The 15,472-nt window shown below is 70.3% G+C and carries 22 protein-coding genes; 11 read left to right on the plus strand and 11 right to left on the minus strand.

The features are described from left to right. The first annotated feature begins 34 nt into the window (after positions 1-34). A complete protein-coding gene (locus tag ABZ027_RS19550) occupies positions 35-538 on the plus strand; it encodes a zinc-binding dehydrogenase (RefSeq protein ID WP_356770051.1) in 504 nt (167 codons plus the stop codon). 57 nt (positions 539-595) lie between these two features. On the opposite strand, the gene ABZ027_RS19555 is transcribed toward ABZ027_RS19550, so the two are convergent. Further along, positions 596-1,483 (minus strand): helix-turn-helix transcriptional regulator, encoded by an 888-nt coding sequence (locus ABZ027_RS19555; protein ID WP_356769870.1) that lies wholly within the window; start codon positions 1,481-1,483, stop codon positions 596-598. A gap of 192 nt (positions 1,484-1,675) precedes the next feature. On the opposite strand from ABZ027_RS19555, the gene ABZ027_RS19560 reads away from it, so the two are divergent. The 3 genes from ABZ027_RS19560 (at position 1,676) to ABZ027_RS19570 (ending at position 3,278) form a co-directional block, all read left to right on the plus strand. Beyond that, on the plus strand, positions 1,676-2,083 hold the full coding sequence (locus ABZ027_RS19560; RefSeq protein WP_356769872.1) for a cupin domain-containing protein: 408 nt from the start codon (positions 1,676-1,678) through the stop codon (positions 2,081-2,083). 42 nt (positions 2,084-2,125) lie between these two features. Then, positions 2,126-2,452 (plus strand): carboxymuconolactone decarboxylase family protein, encoded by a 327-nt coding sequence (locus tag ABZ027_RS19565; RefSeq protein WP_356769874.1) that lies wholly within the window; start codon positions 2,126-2,128, stop codon positions 2,450-2,452. Between the two features lie 100 nt (positions 2,453-2,552). Further along, the gene (locus tag ABZ027_RS19570; protein ID WP_356770053.1) at positions 2,553-3,278 is read left to right on the plus strand and encodes an SDR family NAD(P)-dependent oxidoreductase; all 726 of its coding nucleotides are present in this window, start codon (positions 2,553-2,555) and stop codon (positions 3,276-3,278) included. Between the two features lie 56 nt (positions 3,279-3,334). Here ABZ027_RS19570 and ABZ027_RS19575 read toward each other — a convergent pair whose 3' ends face one another. Beyond that, the gene (locus tag ABZ027_RS19575; RefSeq protein ID WP_356769876.1) at positions 3,335-3,511 is read right to left on the minus strand and encodes a hypothetical protein; all 177 of its coding nucleotides are present in this window, start codon (positions 3,509-3,511) and stop codon (positions 3,335-3,337) included. 130 nt (positions 3,512-3,641) lie between these two features. Between ABZ027_RS19575 and ABZ027_RS19580 the strand changes: the two genes are divergently transcribed. The 4 genes from ABZ027_RS19580 (at position 3,642) to ABZ027_RS19595 (ending at position 7,324) form a co-directional block, all read left to right on the plus strand. Further along, positions 3,642-4,043 (plus strand): DUF2795 domain-containing protein, encoded by a 402-nt coding sequence (locus ABZ027_RS19580; protein WP_356769878.1) that lies wholly within the window; start codon positions 3,642-3,644, stop codon positions 4,041-4,043. Beyond that, positions 4,040-4,492, plus strand: a complete 453-nt coding sequence (locus tag ABZ027_RS19585) for a CBS domain-containing protein (protein ID WP_356769880.1) — start codon at positions 4,040-4,042, stop codon at positions 4,490-4,492. The genes ABZ027_RS19580 and ABZ027_RS19585 overlap by 4 nt, the downstream gene beginning before the upstream one ends. Before the next feature lie 190 nt (positions 4,493-4,682). Next, entirely contained in the window at positions 4,683-5,225 is a 543-nt protein-coding gene (locus ABZ027_RS19590) for a type 1 glutamine amidotransferase domain-containing protein (protein WP_356769882.1), read from the plus strand. Continuing rightward, positions 5,225-7,324, plus strand: a complete 2,100-nt coding sequence (locus tag ABZ027_RS19595) for a catalase (RefSeq protein WP_356769884.1) — start codon at positions 5,225-5,227, stop codon at positions 7,322-7,324. The genes ABZ027_RS19590 and ABZ027_RS19595 overlap by 1 nt, the downstream gene beginning before the upstream one ends. Positions 7,325-7,361: 37 nt before the next feature. On the opposite strand, the gene ABZ027_RS19600 is transcribed toward ABZ027_RS19595, so the two are convergent. Continuing rightward, a complete protein-coding gene (locus ABZ027_RS19600; protein ID WP_356769886.1) occupies positions 7,362-7,640 on the minus strand; it encodes a DUF6158 family protein in 279 nt (92 codons plus the stop codon). 58 nt (positions 7,641-7,698) lie between these two features. On the opposite strand from ABZ027_RS19600, the gene ABZ027_RS19605 reads away from it, so the two are divergent. After that, positions 7,699-8,814 (plus strand): Vms1/Ankzf1 family peptidyl-tRNA hydrolase, encoded by a 1,116-nt coding sequence (locus ABZ027_RS19605; RefSeq protein ID WP_356769888.1) that lies wholly within the window; start codon positions 7,699-7,701, stop codon positions 8,812-8,814. A gap of 89 nt (positions 8,815-8,903) precedes the next feature. Here the strand turns inward: ABZ027_RS19605 and ABZ027_RS19610 are convergent, their stop codons facing one another. After that, entirely contained in the window at positions 8,904-10,523 is a 1,620-nt protein-coding gene (locus ABZ027_RS19610) for an ATP-binding cassette domain-containing protein (protein ID WP_356769890.1), read from the minus strand. A 176-nt stretch (positions 10,524-10,699) separates the two neighbouring features. Between ABZ027_RS19610 and ABZ027_RS19615 the strand changes: the two genes are divergently transcribed. Then, on the plus strand, positions 10,700-11,515 hold the full coding sequence (locus ABZ027_RS19615; protein WP_356769892.1) for a class I SAM-dependent methyltransferase: 816 nt from the start codon (positions 10,700-10,702) through the stop codon (positions 11,513-11,515). 48 nt (positions 11,516-11,563) lie between these two features. Continuing rightward, a complete protein-coding gene (locus ABZ027_RS19620) occupies positions 11,564-11,734 on the plus strand; it encodes a hydrophobic protein (protein ID WP_356769894.1) in 171 nt (56 codons plus the stop codon). 77 nt (positions 11,735-11,811) lie between these two features. On the opposite strand, the gene ABZ027_RS19625 is transcribed toward ABZ027_RS19620, so the two are convergent. Genes ABZ027_RS19625 through ABZ027_RS19655 form a run of 7 tightly spaced genes read right to left on the minus strand, consistent with a single transcriptional unit; the run spans position 11,812 to position 15,465 of the window. Continuing rightward, positions 11,812-12,096, minus strand: a complete 285-nt coding sequence (locus ABZ027_RS19625) for a gas vesicle protein K (protein ID WP_356769896.1) — start codon at positions 12,094-12,096, stop codon at positions 11,812-11,814. Continuing rightward, entirely contained in the window at positions 12,093-12,281 is a 189-nt protein-coding gene (locus tag ABZ027_RS19630; RefSeq protein ID WP_356769898.1) for a gas vesicle protein, read from the minus strand. Before ABZ027_RS19630 ends, ABZ027_RS19625 begins: the two co-directional genes overlap by 4 nt. Beyond that, positions 12,278-13,063, minus strand: coding sequence for a GvpL/GvpF family gas vesicle protein (locus tag ABZ027_RS19635; protein WP_356769900.1), 786 nt, complete (start codon positions 13,061-13,063; stop codon positions 12,278-12,280). Before ABZ027_RS19635 ends, ABZ027_RS19630 begins: the two co-directional genes overlap by 4 nt. After that, the gene (locus ABZ027_RS19640) at positions 13,060-13,395 is read right to left on the minus strand and encodes a gas vesicle protein (protein WP_356769902.1); all 336 of its coding nucleotides are present in this window, start codon (positions 13,393-13,395) and stop codon (positions 13,060-13,062) included. The genes ABZ027_RS19635 and ABZ027_RS19640 overlap by 4 nt, the downstream gene beginning before the upstream one ends. After that, complete coding sequence (locus ABZ027_RS19645; protein ID WP_356769904.1) at positions 13,392-14,501, minus strand: SRPBCC family protein; 1,110 nt, start codon at positions 14,499-14,501, stop codon at positions 13,392-13,394. The genes ABZ027_RS19640 and ABZ027_RS19645 overlap by 4 nt, the downstream gene beginning before the upstream one ends. Continuing rightward, complete coding sequence (locus ABZ027_RS19650; protein ID WP_356769906.1) at positions 14,501-15,205, minus strand: DNA primase; 705 nt, start codon at positions 15,203-15,205, stop codon at positions 14,501-14,503. The genes ABZ027_RS19645 and ABZ027_RS19650 overlap by 1 nt, the downstream gene beginning before the upstream one ends. Continuing rightward, entirely contained in the window at positions 15,202-15,465 is a 264-nt protein-coding gene (locus tag ABZ027_RS19655; protein WP_356769908.1) for a gas vesicle protein GvpG, read from the minus strand. The genes ABZ027_RS19650 and ABZ027_RS19655 overlap by 4 nt, the downstream gene beginning before the upstream one ends. Positions 15,466-15,472: the final 7 nt, after the last annotated feature.

The following is a 15,472-nucleotide window of genomic DNA, read 5'->3' on the forward strand; positions in this document are numbered from 1 at the left end:
CGCTGGTCCAGGCGTTACCAGCAGAGCGGTGGGCATGGTCGTCGCGCGGCTGGCTTCGCTCATGGGCGCCGCCTACGTGATCGTGATCGAGCCGAATCCGTTCCGCCGCGCCGAAGCCGAACGGCTCGGAGTGATCACGATGGAGCCCGGAGAGGGTGTCGCCGAGCGCAGCCGCGAACTCAGCGGTCACCGCGGCGGGGCCGACGTCGCCTTCGCATGCTCGGGAGCGGCCGCCGCACTCCCCTCCCTGTTCGACGCCGTGCGCCGAGAAGGAACGGTCGTGACCGTGGGACACCCGGGCCGGCCGGTGCCGATCGACGTCGCTGCCCAGATCAACAAGCGGGGCATCACACTTCGGGGCATCTTCGGCCGCCGCCTGTGGGAAACCTGGGAGCAGACGTTGCTCCTGCTGAACTCCGGGCGCCTGGACCTGGACTGGCTGATCACGCACCGACTGCAACTCAGCGAGGTCGACCAGGCGATGGATCTGCTCACCGGGGACGCCTGCAAGGTGCTGTTGGTACCTGGACTGGCCTGACGCTCCGAGCAACTGCGCCGCCCGCCGCACAGACCCCGGGCCGGACCCGGCCGGCGTTCACCGGCCCCGACGTTCGGGCGAGGGGCCGGCGGGCTCCGCGTCCTCGGTGGCGGACCACGCGGCGAGGAGTCGCAGGGCGTCATGCTCGGGTGTGCCGGGGGCGGCGCTGTACGCGGTGAGGGTCAGGCCGGGCTGGGCGGGCAGATCCATGGCGTCGAAGTCGAGGGTGAGGTCGCCGACGGCGGGGTGCCGGAAGGCCTTGCGGCCGGTGTGGTGCAGGCGCACGTTGTGCTTGGCCCAGGAGGTGCGGAACTCCTCGCTGCGGGTGACCAGTTCGCCGATCAGGCCGGTCAGGTCACGGTCGTGCGGGGCGCGGCCGGCCTCGGTGCGCAGCAGGGCGACGGTCGTGTTCACCGACTGGTCCCAGTCGGGGAAGAAGTCGCGTCCGTGCGGGTCGAGGAACTGGAAGCGGGCGATGTTGACCGTGCCCGTGGTGCCGTCGGGGAACAGGGGCGAGTAGAGAGCGCGGCCGAGGCGGTTGACGGCCAGGATGTCCAGGCGGCCGTTGCGTATGAAGGCCGGGGAGTCGGTCATGGAGTCGAGGACGCGCCGGACGCTGTCGGGCAGGGGGCCGCGGGCGCGGGTGCGGCGGGTGGGGCGTTTACCGGCGGCGCGGGCCAGGTCGTAGAGGTGGGCGCGTTCGGCGTCGTCGAGTTGCAGGGCGCCCGCGACGGCGTCGAGGACTTCCTCCGAGGCGCCGGCGAGTCGGCCGCGTTCCAGGCGGACGTAGTAGTCGATGCTGACGCTGGCGAGCAGGGCGACTTCCTCCCGGCGCAGGCCCGGCACGCGCCGGTTCCCGCCGTAGGCGGGCAGACCCGCCTGCCGCGGGGTGATCTTGGCGCGGCGGGAGGCCAGGAACTCGCGGATGTCGCTCTCGGTACTCACGCCTTCAGGCTAGGGGGGACGGTCCGCGCGTAGGGGGGCCTGTCAGTACCTGGCATGACAGGCCCTTCTTCAGCGCCCGGGACTGCGTTCTCCTCGATGGTGCGGACGTCGAGGAGGCCGGAACACCTGCCGGCGTCCCGGATCGCGAACCTCGCGAGACCTCGCCCAACCTCGCACTCTGAGAGATACACCATGGAATTCGTCAAGCAGCAGGCCACTGTCAAGGCGCCCGCGGACTGGTTCACCGGCGACGTCTGGTTCGACCAGCTCTACGCGGGCCAGGAGCCGTCCCGGATGTTCGCCAACCTGGTCCGCTTCTCCCCCGGTGCCCGTACCCACTGGCACGTCCACGCGCTGGGCCAGACCCTGCACGTCGTCTCCGGCATCGCCCTGATCGGCACCCGCGACGGCACCGTCTTCGAGGCCCACCCCGGCGAGACCGTCGCCTGCCCCCCGAACGAGGAGCACTGGCACGGTGCCACCCCCGACCGTTTCATGGAGCACATCGCCCTGTGGGAGGTCAAGCGCGACGGCGGCGAGGACGTCGTCTGGAACGAGCCGGTCGCCGACGAGCACTACAACCGCCCCCGCACCCGCTGACCTGCGAACCTACCGACCTGCGGACCAACGAAAGGATCTTCGATGACCGACCGGCAGAAGCAGATCGGCGGCGGACGCCGCATGATCGGCGATTTCGCTCCGAAGCTCGCCGAGCTCACCGACGACGTCCTGTTCGAGGACGTGTGGAACCGCGCGGCGCTGGACGCCCGCGACCGCAGTCTGATCACCGTCGCCGTCCTCATCGCCGGCGGTGACACCGACCAGCTGCGTTTCCATCTCGGGCGGGCGAAGGAGAACGGCGTCACCGAGGCCGAACTCGTGGAGGCGATCACGCACCTCGCCTTCTACACGGGCTGGCCCAGGGCCATGTCGGCGATCACTACCGCGAAGCAGGTCTTCACGGCCTGAGAATGGATCCCTCGGCTCTGGTCAGGAGATCCCTGAAGCCGCACCGCGCACCAGGCGGTGGCCCTGAACGGAAGGACACGCTCCCATGCCAGAAGCAGTCATGCGTCGGATCCTGGTGACCGGTTCCGCCGACGGCCTGGGACGTGCCGCGGCGGACGCGCTGTTGTCCGCGGGGCACGACGTGGTCGTGCACGCCCGCAACGAGGAGCGCGCCGCGGGCCTGGACGCACTGATCGACCGTGGGGCACACCTCGTGATCGGTGACTTCACGGAACGTGACGCCGTACGGGGCGTCGCGGCGGAGCTCGACAAGGCGGGGCCGCTCGAAGCGGTCATCCACAACGCCGGTGTCTGGAGCGGACCGGCGGTCATGCCGGTCAACATCATCGCGCCGTACCTGCTCACGGCCCTGCTTCGCGGACCGAGCCGGCTGGTCTACCTGAGCAGCGGCTCGCACTTCGGTGGGCGGCCCTCGCTCGAGCGCGTGGACTGGCGGGGCGTGAGCGCGGGCTCGTACTCCGACAGCAAACTGTTCGTCACCACGCTCGCCGCGGCGGTGGCCCGGCTGCGACCCGGGGTGCTGAGCAACGCCGTCGATCCGGGGTGGGTGCCCACCAGGATGGGCGGGCCGAGCGCGCCGGACGATCTCGAACTCGGTCACCGGACCCAGGAGTGGCTCGCCTCCAGCGACGAGCCCGAGGCCCTGACCACCGGCGGGTACTGGTACCACCGCCAGCGGCTGGAGCCGCACCGCGCCGTCCACGACGAGGCGTTCCAGGACCGCCTGCTGGAGACCTTGGCCGAGGAGACGGGCACCGCGCTCTGACCAGTGAGGGGGTCTGAGCGGTCAGGAGAGCTGAGCGGCCCCAGTCACCGCGTCGGTCACCGCGTCGTCGACTGAACCCTGGTATCTCGTCCGGCACCGGCCGCCGCGGGCGGCGCGGCGACCGGTTCGTACCGGTCGGCCTCCTCCCCGGGCAGCAGCAGGTCCTCGTAGCGGCCCAGTGCCAGCATCACGCCGAGCAAGAGCAGCGGAATCGTCACAGTCAGCAGCGCCATGGCCTGTTCCTTCTGCGGGAAAGGTGCGCGGGGGGTCCGAGTCGGGTCTCCCCGCATCGGGGGCGCAAACCCCGTGTCGGCCTCGGGTCCTCGGGTACGCGGTGCGGACCCCGAAGATGTGGAGGGAGACATGCAGCGAGGCAGTGACCGGCTGAGCCGTCACCGTGACGACGAGATGAAGCACGAACTGCAGGGTCTGCTGCGGTCCGGGCATCCCACCCGGGCCGAGGAGTGGAACGATCCCGAACCGACCGCCGACGACGATCCGGAGATCGCGGGCGGGCCGGTGGCACCACGCGCCGGGGCGTCGCTGGAGGCGGTCCGGCTGGAACTGGCCCGGAGCCTGGGCCGCCACTCGTTCCCCGCGAGCGCCGGCGACCTGGCGCACGTCCTGCGCCGCGAGAACGCGCCCGACGCCCTGGTCGAGGCCGTGGAACGGCTCCCGCGCAAGGAGCACCAGGCCAATCTGGAGGAACTCGCACAGGCACTGACCCGTGGCCCGGGCACCGCCCCGGCGGGGGGCCCGCGATGACGGCCGACTTCGTGAAGGACGTGATGACGCCCGGCGTGGTCGCCGTCCGCCCGGACGCCTCGCTCGTCGAGGCGGCGCAGCTGATGCGCGCGCAGAACATCGGCGACGTCCTGGTGGCCGACGGGCAGCACGTCGTCGGAGTGCTCACGGACCGGGACATCACCGTGCGCGCGGTCGCCGACGGCGCGGACCCGCTGACCGTGAGTGCCCAGGCCGTGTGCACACCCGACCCGGTACTGGTGGCTCCCGACGACCCGGTGTCGGCGGCGGTCGCGCTGATGCGGGCGCACGCCGTGCGTCGGCTGCCGGTGGTCGAGGACGGGCTGCCGGTCGGGGTGGTGAGCCTCGGTGACCTCGCCGAGGCTCAGGACCCGGACTCGACGCTCGCCGACATCAGCCGGGCCGAGCCGGGCGAGGAGCGCGGCGGCGACGGGCGGGAGTTTCTGTGAGTCCGGTCCGCGACCGGGCCGCGGAGATCGGACCAAGGAGTCCCTGATCCGCTCACTCATGGATCCACTCACTCATGAGGGCCGAGATCGGGCTCCCCATCACGCTGGGGAAGAAGCGCGCGACGAGCGACGAGGCCCACGGGCCGGCTCCGCGCGCCACACAGTTTTCAGGAAAGGTCGTTGAACCATCATGCGCATTGCGTTTCTGACGGCACCCGAGGGTGTCGAGCAGATCGAGCTCACCGATCCGTGGCAGGCGGCGAAGAACGCGGGCCACGAACCGGTGCTCGTGTCGACGAAGCCGGGCCGGATCCAGGCCTTCGAGCACCTCGACAAGGCGGACACGTTCCCCGTGGACGAGGTGGTCGGTGAGGCGTCGGCCGACTCGTTCGGCGGGCTGGTGCTGCCGGGCGGGGTGGCCAATCCGGACTTCCTGCGGATGGACGAGAAGGCCGTGGCGTTCGTCCGGGACTTCTTCGAGCGGGGCCTGCCGGTGGCCGCGATCTGCCACGCCCCGTGGACGCTGGTCGAGGCGGACGTCCTCCGGGGCCGGGTGCTGACCTCCTGGCCGAGCCTGCGGACGGACATCCGCAACGCGGGCGGCACCTGGGTGGACGAGCAGGTGAAGATCTGCGACCACGGCTCGAACAAGCTGGTCACCAGCCGTAAGCCCGACGACCTCAAGGCGTTCTGCGAAGCGTTCCTGGACGTGTTCGCCGAGGAGGCCGCCTGATGGACCCGGCCGCCGACAAGCAACGGCAGCGCGAGTCGTTCCACGCGGACGACCCGACCGCCGGGCCACTCACCACCGACCAGGGTGTGGAGGTCGACCACACCGACGACTCGCTGAGCGCCGGCGAGCGCGGGCCGACGCTGATGGAGGACTTCCACTTCCGGGAGAAGCTCACCCACTTCGACCACGAGCGGATCCCGGAGCGGGTGGTGCACGCCCGGGGCGCGGGCGCCTACGGCTACTTCGAACCGTACGAGTCCTGCGCGGAGTTCACCCGTGCCGCCTTCCTCCAGGATCCCGCGGTGCGGACCCCGGTGTTCGTACGGTTCTCGACCGTGCAGGGGCCGAAGGGCTCGGCGGACACCGTGCGGGACGTGCGCGGCTTCGCGACCAAGTTCTACACCTCGGAGGGGAACTACGACCTGGTCGGGAACAACTTCCCGGTCTTCTTCATCCAGGACGGCATCAAGTTCCCCGACTTCGTGCACGCGGTGAAGCCCGAACCGCACAACGACATCCCGACCGGCGCCTCCGCGCACGACACCCTGTGGGACTTCGTGTCGCTCCAGCCGGAGACGCTGCACGCGATCATGTGGCTGATGTCGGACCGGGCGATCCCCCGCAGCTACCGCATGATGCAGGGCTTCGGCGTGCACACCTTCCGGTTCGTGAACGCCGACGGCCGTGGCACGTTCGTGAAGTTCCACTGGAAGCCACGTCTCGGTGTGCACTCGCTGGTGTGGGACGAGGCGCAGGAGTGCCAGGGCCGCAATCCGGACTTCAACCGGGGTGACCTGTGGGACGCCATCGAGGCGGGCGAGTTCCCGGAGTGGGAGCTGGGCGTCCAACTCGTGCCGGAAGAGGACGAGTTCGCCTTCGACTTCGATCTGCTCGACGCCACGAAGCTCATCCCGGAGGAGCAGGTGCCGGTCCGGCCGATCGGCCGGATGGTGCTGAACCGCAACCCGGAGAACTTCTTCGCGGAGACCGAGCAGGTCGCCTTCCACACCGCCAACGTCGTCCCTGGGATCGACTTCACCAACGACCCGCTGCTGCAGGCCCGCAACTTCTCCTATCTGGACACCCAGTTGATCCGGCTGGGCGGCCCCAACTTCTCCCAGCTGCCGGTGAACCGCCCGGTGGCACCGGTGCGGAACAACCAGCGCGACGGCTACCACCAGAGCACGGTCCACCGGGGCACGAACTACTTCCCGAACTCGCTCGGCGGCGGCTGCCCGGCGCACGCCGGGGCGGACGCGTCCGCGTTCACGCACTACGCGGAACGTGTGGACGGGCACAAGATCCGGCGGCGCAGTCCGAGCTTCCAGGACCACTACAGTCAGCCCGCGCTGTTCTGGAACAGCATGGCGGACTGGGAGAAGCAGCACATCGTGGACGCCTTCCGGTTCGAGCTCGGCAAGGTCGACGCGTTGACGGTCCGCACCCGAACGGTCGAGCAACTGGCCAAGGTCGACGGTGAGTTGGCGGCCAAGGTGGCAGCCGGTATCGGGGTGCCGGAGCCGACCGAGAAGGTCAGCGCGTCCAAGGAGGCGTCCGCCGCCCTCAGCCTGGAGCGGGTGCGGGGCGACGGGTCGATCCGCACCCGGCAGATCGCGGTCCTGGTCACCGACGGCGTCGACCCCGAACAGGTGGCGTCCGTCCGGGAGGTGCTGGCGGCCGAAGGGGCGGTCGTGGAGGCCCTGGCGGCCACCGACGGCACGGTGGCGGGCTCCGACGGCGAGCGGTACACCGTCGACCGCGCGCTGCCCACCGTGGCCTCGGTGCTGTACGACGCCGTCCTGCTGCCGGGCGGGCCCGTGGGCACTCCGGGGACGACCGCCGACCCGGACGCGATGCGCTTCGTGCGGGACGCCTATCGGCACGGCAAGCCGGTCGGCGCGCTCGGCTCGGGCGTCGGGATCCTGTCGGCCCTGGAACCGGAGGGGCTGCACCTGTCCACCGAGTTCCACCGGGTGGTCGCCGACCAGGGCGTGGTGACGGACACCTCGCCGGGTGCCGCGAGCGAGGAGTTCACCAGGGAGTTCGTGGCCGCCGTGGGCGCGCACCGGCACTGGAACCGGCCGCCGGCGCGTCGCTGACCGGTCCGTAGGTTCAGGAACGACCGGTGCGAGGGATTCAGGAGCGGGGAGTCGCCGACTCCCCGCTTCCGCGTTCCCGGGCCCCCTCGCGGGTGCGGCTCGCGGCCACCGGGCGGTTCGGGTTGCGGCGCAGGAACTCGCCCTCGAGCTGCGCCATGCGGTCGTTGTGCGCCCGCAGCGCGTCGTTCGAGGCGTACAGCAGTGTGTCGTGCCGCGTGCGGTGGATGGTCTCCAGCTCCTTCATGAGCTGTTGGTCGTCCAGTCGGCTGGGTTCGACTCCGGTCATTGTGGGGCCCCGCTCGTCGTGTTCGTTCATACGGTTCGGGTACCCGCCCGGCACGCACTACCCCCGAGCGGAATCCGGGAGAGAAACCATGGATCTCGCCTTTCTCCATCCACTCTACGAACATCCGGGCCCCTGGGCCTCCGTCTACGTCAGCACCTCCCGGCATACGGAGGACACGGCCCACGAACGACATCTGACGGCCGTGGCGCTGTCCCGGGAGCTGTCCGGGCAGGGCGCCGACGAGGAGACCTGCCAGGCCGTGCGGGAGGCGCTGGAGGAGCTGAAGCACTCCCCCGAACCGCACGGGCGGGCCCTGTTCGCACGGGCCGGGAAGGTGGTCCTGGATCCGCCGCTGACCCGGGCCCCGGACGGCGACCGGGCGGTGTGGGCTCCGCTGCCGCACACCGCGCCGCTGCTGGAACTGGCCGGCGAGGACCCGGTCTGCGTGGTGGCGTACATCGACCGCAAGGGCGCCGACTTCGAGCTGCGTGCCGGGCTCGGCCGACAGGACGCGGGCTCGGTCACCGGCCGCCAGTACCCCGTACACCGTACGAGCTCGGCGGACTGGTCGGAGCGGCACTTCCAGCTCCGGGTGGAGAACACCTGGGAGCACAACGCGGCCGAGATCGCGGACGCGCTCGCCGTCTGCCAGGAGGAGGCCCACGCCGACCTGCTGGTCCTGGTGGGCGACGACCGGGAGCGGCGGGCCGTGCACGACCGGCTGCCCAAGCGGCTGCGCGACCTGGTCGTGGAGGCCCCGCACGGGGCCGGCAGCAGGCTGCTGGACGAGGACGTGGAGCAGGCCCGCGTCGAGCACGTACGGCAGCGGGCCGAGCGTGAGCTGGAGCGGTTCCTGGCCTCCCGGGAGCCCGGCGAGGACGGCCGCGCCCGAGCGGTGGAGGGCGTGCCCGCGCTGGTCGAGGCGGCGCGTGAGCACCGTATCGAGGAACTGCTGATGCGTCCGGACGGCCCCGACGCGCACCGGGAGGTGTGGATCGGCGAGGAGCCGGACCAGCTGGCGGTGCGCCGGACGGATCTGAAGATCCTCGGCGAGCAGCACTCCTGGGCCGCGCGGGCGGACGACGCCCTGATCCGGTCGGCGGTCGCGACGGGCGCCCCGGTGCTCTCGGTGACCCCGGCTCCGGCGGCCGAGGAGATGGAGATGCCGGTGGGCGGTATGGGCGCCCTGCTGCGCTGGAAGTAACCCCCCGATGTGCTCGTGACACGTCCGTGGCCGTGGGGCCGGGCCCGGTGACCTGATGGGTTACCGGGCCCTCTCCACGCGTCGATGGGTTACCGGGCCCTCTCCACGCGTCGTTCGTCCCACACGGGCTCCGCCGTCTCACGGACCCGGCCGTCGCTGCCGAAGACCAGGAAGCGGTCGAAGGAGCGGGCGAACCAGCGGTCGTGGGTGACGGCGAGGACGGTTCCCTCGAAGGCCTCCAGACCCTCCTGGAGGGCTTCGGCGGACTCCAGGTCGAGGTTGTCGGTCGGCTCGTCGAGCAGCAGGGCGGTGACGCCCTGGAGCTCGAGCAGCAGGATCTGGAAGCGGGCCTGCTGGCCTCCGGAGAGCCGCTCGAAGGTCTGCTCGGCCTGGTTGGTCAGCTCGTAGCGGCGCAGCCGGGACATGGCCGCGCCCCGGTCCTGGGCGTGTTCCTTCCACAGGATGTCGAGGAGCGTACGGCCCTCCAGCTCCGGGTGTGCGTGCGTCTGGGCGAAGTGCCCGGGCACCACGCGGGCGCCCAGCTTCCACCGGCCGGTGTGGGCCACGGGCTCGCCGGCCAGCAGCCGCAGGAAGTGCGACTTGCCGGAGCCGTTGGAGCCGAGGACGGCGACCCGCTCGCCGTAGAAGACCTCCAGGTCGAAGGGGGTCATCAGGCCGGTGAGTTCGAGTTCCTCGCAGGTGACGGCCCGTACTCCGGTCCGGCCGCCCTTCAGGCGCATCGTGATGTCCTGCTCGCGCGGCGGCTCCGGCGGCGGTCCCGCCTCCTCGAACTTGCGCAGACGGGTCTGGGCGGCCTGGTAGCGGGAGGCCAGCTCATGGCTGATGGAGGCCGCCTGGCGGAGGCTGAGCACCAGCTTCTTCAACTGGGCGTGCTTCTCGTCCCAGCGGCGGCGCAGCTCCTCGAAACGGGCGAAGCGTTCACGGCGGGCCTCGTGGTAGGTGGCGAAGCCGGCGCCGTGCACCCAGGCGTCGGCGCCCGCGGGGCTCGGCTCGACGGAGACGATCTTCTGGGCGGCGCGGGCGAGGAGCTCCCGGTCGTGGGAGACGAACAGGACCGTCTTGCGGGTCTCCTTCAGCCGCTCCTCCAGCCACCGCTTGCCGGGCACGTCCAGATAGTTGTCGGGCTCGTCGAGCAGCAGCACCTCGTCGGTGCCGCGCAGCAGGGCCTCCAGGACCAGCCGCTTCTGCTCGCCGCCGGACAGCGTGCGCACCTGCCGCCACTGCGCCTTCTCGTACGGCATCCCGAGCGCGGCCGTGGTGCACATGTCCCACAGCGTCTCGGACTCGTAGCCGCGTGCCTCGGCCCAGTCGGACAGGGCCTGCGCGTACCTCAGCTGGGCGGCCTCGTCGTCGACGGTCATGATGCCGTGCTCGGCCTGGTCGACGGCGCGCGCGGCCTCGCGGATGCGGGGCGGCGCCACCGACACCAGCAGGTCGCGTACCGTCGTCTCGTCCCGTACGGATCCCACGAACTGCCGCATCACCCCGAGGCCGCCGGTGACGGTGACGGTCCCGCCGTGCGGTTTCAGCTCGCCGGAGATCAGCCGCAGCAGGGTGGTCTTGCCCGCGCCGTTGGGTCCGACGAGGGCCACGACGGCCCCTTCGCCCACCCGGAAGGACACATCGCCGAGCAGCGTCCTCCCGTCGGGGAGGTGGTACTCGAGGTGCGCGGCTTCCAGATATCCCATGAGGAGTCAGTCTGCGGTCCCGGGCCCGGCCCCGACAAGCTGGTTTCCCTCCGGTCCCGAGTTGTCCGTATAGCAAGACACGGGGTCTCATAATTTGACATGCGGGCGTACGGTGAGGCGTGTTGCCGGTGGGGTCGTGGGGCCCGGTGAGCCGGTGCGTCGAGAGGGGATCAGCCATGTCCGAGGCAGGGGAGAGGGCCGTCTACACGCACGGGCACCACGAGTCGGTGCTGCGGTCGCACACCTGGCGCACCGCCGCCAACTCGGCGGCGTACCTGCTCGGTTCGCTGAAGCCCCATATGCGGGTCCTGGACATCGGCTGCGGTCCGGGCACCATCACCGCCGACCTCGCGGCACTGGTCCCCGACGGCCAGGTCACCGGTGTCGACCACGCGCCCGGCATCCTGGACCGGGCCCGGGCCACGGCCGCCGAGCGCGGCCTGACCAACGTCGACTTCGCGGTCGCCGACGTGCACGCACTGGACTTTCCCGACGACACCTTCTGCGTGGTCCACGCCCATCAGCTGCTCCAGCACGTCGGCGACCCGGTGCGGGCGCTGCGCGAGATGCGGCGGGTGACGAGACCGAACGGGTTCATCGCCGTCCGCGATTCCGACTACGCGGCCATGACCTGGTATCCCGCGTCGGCGGGCCTGGACGACTGGCTCGACCTGTACCGCCGGGTGGCCCGCGCCAACGGCGGCGAGCCGGACGCCGGACGCCGGCTGAAGGCCTGGGCGCTCGAGGCGGGACTGTCGGACGTCACGGCCACCGCCGGCACCTGGACCTTCGCCACCGCCGAGGAGCGGGCCTGGTGGAGCGGCCTGTGGGCGGACCGCACCCTGACCTCCGACTACGCGGAGCGGGCCACGGAGGGCGGTCACGCCACCGATGAGCAGCTGCGGGCCGTGTCGGAGGCCTGGCGAGAATGGGGCGCGCGGGAAGACGGGTGGTTCAGTGTGTTGCACGGAGAAATTCTGTGCCGAAAGTAAGCCTGAATCCCAGATTTCCGGAAACTAGAAGTGCAGGAGGTTCACACTATGGTTCCGATCCTGCTGGTAGCGCTGCTGGTGCTGATCCTTTTCGGTGCCGGTTTCGCGGTAAAACTGCTGTGGTGGATTGCGCTGGTTGTTCTGGTGCTGTGGCTTCTGGGCTTCCTGATGCGGGGTACGACCGCGGGTGGCGGCAGGGGTCGCTGGTACAGGTGGTGAAGTGACCCGGAAATGAATCCCGGCCCGACAACCGGGATTCATTTCCGGGGAAAGCACCGGGATTCATTCCCAGGGGTTCATTCCCGGGGAAGCAACGGTCCGAGCGGCCCGAGGTCCAGATTCAGGTCCTCGGGCCGCAGTCCGTAGCGCTCCCGCAGTTCGGTCATGCGGTCGTCGAGCAGCATCAGGGTGAGCCCGATGCGCTCCTCCTGGTCCTCGTTGAGGTCGCCCTCGTCGAATCGGCGCAGCGCTTGGCGCTCCATCAGCTGACGCAGCAGTTCCACCACGGTCAGCACGAGTTTGACCAGGTCTCGCTCGACGGTGTCGGGTTCGAGGTCCAGCCGGTTGCGGCGCTCGGTCACGACGACTCCCCCCACGGTGACGGCACCTGCGCGTTCACCGAACTGATCAGCGCGTTGAGGTCGATACGGACGAGGTCGACGTCAGCGATGCGCAGGGTGATGTCCCCGGTGATGACGACCCCGCCGGCCAGCAGCCGGTCGAGAAGGTCCACCAGGGCGACCTCACGGCGTTCGATCACCGTCACCGGATCTCCTCCTCGCCCGCGAAGGAATAGGCGGCCCAGGGGCCGGTGAGCTCCACCCGCATTCCCGGGGCCTCATCCTTGGTGCGGTCCACCATTTCCACGAATTTCTCGGAATCCGATCGTGGCACGAGATAGGCCGCGTTGAGTACGTTCTGCCCCGAGGCGCCAGAAAGAGCGGGATTCTGCGGGGCATGCAGCCGGGAATCCTCGGCGTGTTCGGAGAGTTTCTCGTGCAGTCGGGTCGCGAAAGCCTCCGCCTGCTGCCACATCTCCTCGCGCGAGCGCACCCGCATACGCCGCCGACGCAGATAGTCCCGACCCGACATGGCCTTTTCCGCGGGTGCCTCGCCGTCCGCGTCGCCGGCGTTCTCCGCGCCCGCGGCGTCCGTCTCGGCGTACACCTTGACGCCCCATTCGACCCGGCCGTGCAGTCGGTCGAGGGTGCGCCGGAAGGCCTCCTCACGCTCCTCGATCATCACGCGGACCCCGCTGTCGTCGCGGAAGACGGTGCCGAGCCGCAACGGCAGCGGGGTGGTGACGACGGTGAGAGCGTCGATCACGCCCTGGTGGGCGCGGGCGGTCGCGGTCAGCCAGTCCAGGTCCTCCAAATGCCTGTGGAGCGGTTCTTCGGCGAAGTCCCGCTCCGGTACCCGGCTGAGCACGGCGATCAGACCGTGATGCCGCAGCAGTCTCGGCGGATCGCCGGCCACCCCCGTCAACTGGGCCTGCAGAGGCGTGTCGAAGGGGTGGCATACGGCGTACACATACCGCAGTCCGGTCATGACGACTCCTCCTCGGCCCGGGACGGCTCGAGTTGCTCCAGGCGCTCCAGTCGTTCCCGCAACTCCGCGTTCTCCCGGGCGAGTTCGTCACGCCTGGCCCGAGTGGACAACGCCGGGTCGTCCTCCCACCAGTCGATGCCCATCTCCTTCGCCTTGTCCACCGAGGCGACGATCAGCCGCAGCTTGATGGTGAGGAGCTCGATGTCGAGCAGGTTGATCCGGATGTCCCCGGCGATCACGATCCCCTTGTCGAGCACCCGCTCCAGGATGTCGGCAAGGTTGGAGCCGCCGCCCTGGCCATAGGGCTCGGGCAGGCGGCTGGGTGTGCTCATCGTCGGCTCCCTCCATCGGAGTCGGCGTACTCGTACTCTTCCTCGTCCTCGGCGGCCTCGGCGTCCGGCTCCTCGGCGTCCTCCGCGTCCTCGTCGTACTCGGCCTCGGCGTCCTCGTCCTCCTCGGCGGGCTCGTCCTCGTCGTACGAGCCCTCCGCGTCCTCGGCGTCGGTCTCGTACTCCTCGTCGCCCTCTTCGGCGGAGTCCTCGGCGGCCTCTTCTTCGTCCGCCCCCTCCGCGCGGGCGGCCTCCTCTTCCTCGGCCACCGCGTCGTCGTGCTCGCGGACGACCTCGCTGTCACGGATCTCACCGCGCCAGCCGTCCTCAGCCTCGCCCTTGAGCGTGATGAAGCGGACGTAGTTCTTGAGGTCGAGCCGGGCCCGGCGGCCCTGGGCGCGCCAGATGTTGCCGGTCTTCTCGAAGAAACCCGAGGGGTAGTACTCGATGACCAGCAGGACGCGGGTGAGGCTGTCGGCGAGCCGATGGAAGGAGACGACGCCCTTCGTGTTGCCCTTGGCGCCCTCGGTCGTCCAGGAGATCCGGTCGTCCGGCACCTGTTCAGTGGTCGTGGCCTTCCAGCTGCGGCTGGACCAGAGGACCTTCAACTGCCAGTCGGACATCGTGTCGTCAGCCTTGCTCGCGCTCTTGACGCCCTTCGCGAAGGTGCTGAAGTCCTGGTACTGGGTCCACTGGTCGTAGGCCGTGCGCAGCGGCACGCCGACGTCGACGTACTCGATGATGACGGTGGGCTTCCCGCCCGCCCCGCGCTTCTTCTTGCTCTTGCCGTCGCCGCCGCCACCGAGGTTCTTGAACGCGCCGGTCACGCTGTCCTTGGCGCGTGAGGCGCCGACCTCCAGCGCACTGCGCAAGGGCCCCTTGCCCTCGGCGAGTTTGCGGCCGCCGTCGAGGGCTAGCTTGGCGAAACCGGGGCTGTTGCCCTCGGCGATGTCGTTCAGCTTGCCCGTGGTCTCGCCGAGCTTGCGGCCGGCGCCGGTCAGCACGCGCTGAGCCTGGGCCGCGAGGTATTCCTGCACCTCGGCCTTGAGCCGGTCGACCGCCTCGCTCTTGGCCACGTCCGTGAGCGGATTGCTGTTCGTCTCGGACATCACTCACCGCCTCCCTTCGGGAGCCGACGGGCGCCACGGCCGGCGCTGCGGGCCGCGGCGGTCTTCTTGCCGGCCGTCTGCTTCGAGGCGGTCTTCTTGGCCGCCGTCTTCTTCACGGGAGCCTTCCTGGCCGGAGTCTTCCTGGCCGCCGCCGGCTTCTTGGCGGGCGCCTTCTTGCCCGGGGCCTTCTTCGCCGGCGCCTTCCTGGCCGCAGGCTTCCTGCGCGGCTCCTCCTCGGCCTCTCCGCCCTCGTCCTCGTCCTCGTCCTCGGCGGTGGCCTCGTCGTCGCCCTCGTCGCCCTCGTCGCTCTCCTCCGCCTCGGGCTCCTCGTACTCGTCCCGCTCCTCGTCCTCGGAGTCCTCGTCCTCGGCGCCCACGTCCGGCGCCACGCCCGAGAGCTGGTCGCGGACCTGGGCGGTACGGCCGTGCAAGCGGTCGGCGATGGCGTCGATCTGCCGCTCGACCATGGCGCCCGAGGCGGCCTTGCCGACCCCGCGCAGATCCTGGCGCAGCTGATCGCCGATCTCCTTGAACTGCGGGTTGTTCTGCAGCTGCTGGGAGACGAGCTCCGCGACTCCCTTCGGGGTCAGGTTCATCTTCTTGCCGGCCACGAGGGATCCCACCGCGAACGCCAGCTTCATCTTCTTCGTACGTCCGAGGAGGTATCCGGCCCCTACCGCGAGGCCCATTGCCGTTCGGTTCATCGTGCCGTCCCATCGCCAGTCCCCGCGCCACCGCGCAGGCCGATCTCCAGTCGGTCGAGGAGTTCGTCCTCCTGCCGGTCGAATTCCCCCTCGTCGATCTCGCCCGCCTCCAACCGCTCCTCCAGCCGGGCGAGTTCGGCCCTGACCGCGGCCGGGTCGTAATACAGGCGTTCGGCTTCCTCCAGCACCTGTCTGATCACCCAGCCGCTGCCGCGCACGGGTGCGAACGGCAGCAGCAGCACTTCTCCGATCAGTCCCACGGCTCGG

Source organism: Streptomyces sp. NPDC006332 (genome assembly GCF_040612855.1).
Classification (GTDB): Bacteria; Actinomycetota; Actinomycetes; order Streptomycetales; family Streptomycetaceae; genus Streptomyces.

Bases quoted from the DNA above. Each gene is read 5' to 3' on its own strand.
- ABZ027_RS19550 (WP_356770051.1), top strand. From the start codon at position 35: ATGGTCGTCGCGCGGCTGGCTTCGCTCATGGGCGCCGCCTACGTGATC.
- ABZ027_RS19560 (WP_356769872.1), top strand. From the start codon at position 1,676: ATGGAATTCGTCAAGCAGCAGGCCACTGTCAAGGCGCCCGCGGACTGG.
- ABZ027_RS19565 (WP_356769874.1), top strand. From the start codon at position 2,126: ATGACCGACCGGCAGAAGCAGATCGGCGGCGGACGCCGCATGATCGGC.
- ABZ027_RS19570 (WP_356770053.1), top strand. From the start codon at position 2,553: ATGCGTCGGATCCTGGTGACCGGTTCCGCCGACGGCCTGGGACGTGCC.
- ABZ027_RS19575 (WP_356769876.1), bottom strand. From the start codon at position 3,511: ATGGCGCTGCTGACTGTGACGATTCCGCTGCTCTTGCTCGGCGTGATG.
- ABZ027_RS19580 (WP_356769878.1), top strand. From the start codon at position 3,642: ATGCAGCGAGGCAGTGACCGGCTGAGCCGTCACCGTGACGACGAGATG.
- ABZ027_RS19585 (WP_356769880.1), top strand. From the start codon at position 4,040: ATGACGGCCGACTTCGTGAAGGACGTGATGACGCCCGGCGTGGTCGCC.
- ABZ027_RS19590 (WP_356769882.1), top strand. From the start codon at position 4,683: ATGCGCATTGCGTTTCTGACGGCACCCGAGGGTGTCGAGCAGATCGAG.
- ABZ027_RS19595 (WP_356769884.1), top strand. From the start codon at position 5,225: ATGGACCCGGCCGCCGACAAGCAACGGCAGCGCGAGTCGTTCCACGCG.
- ABZ027_RS19600 (WP_356769886.1), bottom strand. From the start codon at position 7,640: ATGAACGAACACGACGAGCGGGGCCCCACAATGACCGGAGTCGAACCC.
- ABZ027_RS19605 (WP_356769888.1), top strand. From the start codon at position 7,699: ATGGATCTCGCCTTTCTCCATCCACTCTACGAACATCCGGGCCCCTGG.
- ABZ027_RS19610 (WP_356769890.1), bottom strand. From the start codon at position 10,523: ATGGGATATCTGGAAGCCGCGCACCTCGAGTACCACCTCCCCGACGGG.
- ABZ027_RS19615 (WP_356769892.1), top strand. From the start codon at position 10,700: ATGTCCGAGGCAGGGGAGAGGGCCGTCTACACGCACGGGCACCACGAG.
- ABZ027_RS19620 (WP_356769894.1), top strand. From the start codon at position 11,564: ATGGTTCCGATCCTGCTGGTAGCGCTGCTGGTGCTGATCCTTTTCGGT.
- ABZ027_RS19635 (WP_356769900.1), bottom strand. From the start codon at position 13,063: ATGACCGGACTGCGGTATGTGTACGCCGTATGCCACCCCTTCGACACG.
- ABZ027_RS19640 (WP_356769902.1), bottom strand. From the start codon at position 13,395: ATGAGCACACCCAGCCGCCTGCCCGAGCCCTATGGCCAGGGCGGCGGC.
- ABZ027_RS19645 (WP_356769904.1), bottom strand. From the start codon at position 14,501: ATGTCCGAGACGAACAGCAATCCGCTCACGGACGTGGCCAAGAGCGAG.
- ABZ027_RS19650 (WP_356769906.1), bottom strand. From the start codon at position 15,205: ATGAACCGAACGGCAATGGGCCTCGCGGTAGGGGCCGGATACCTCCTC.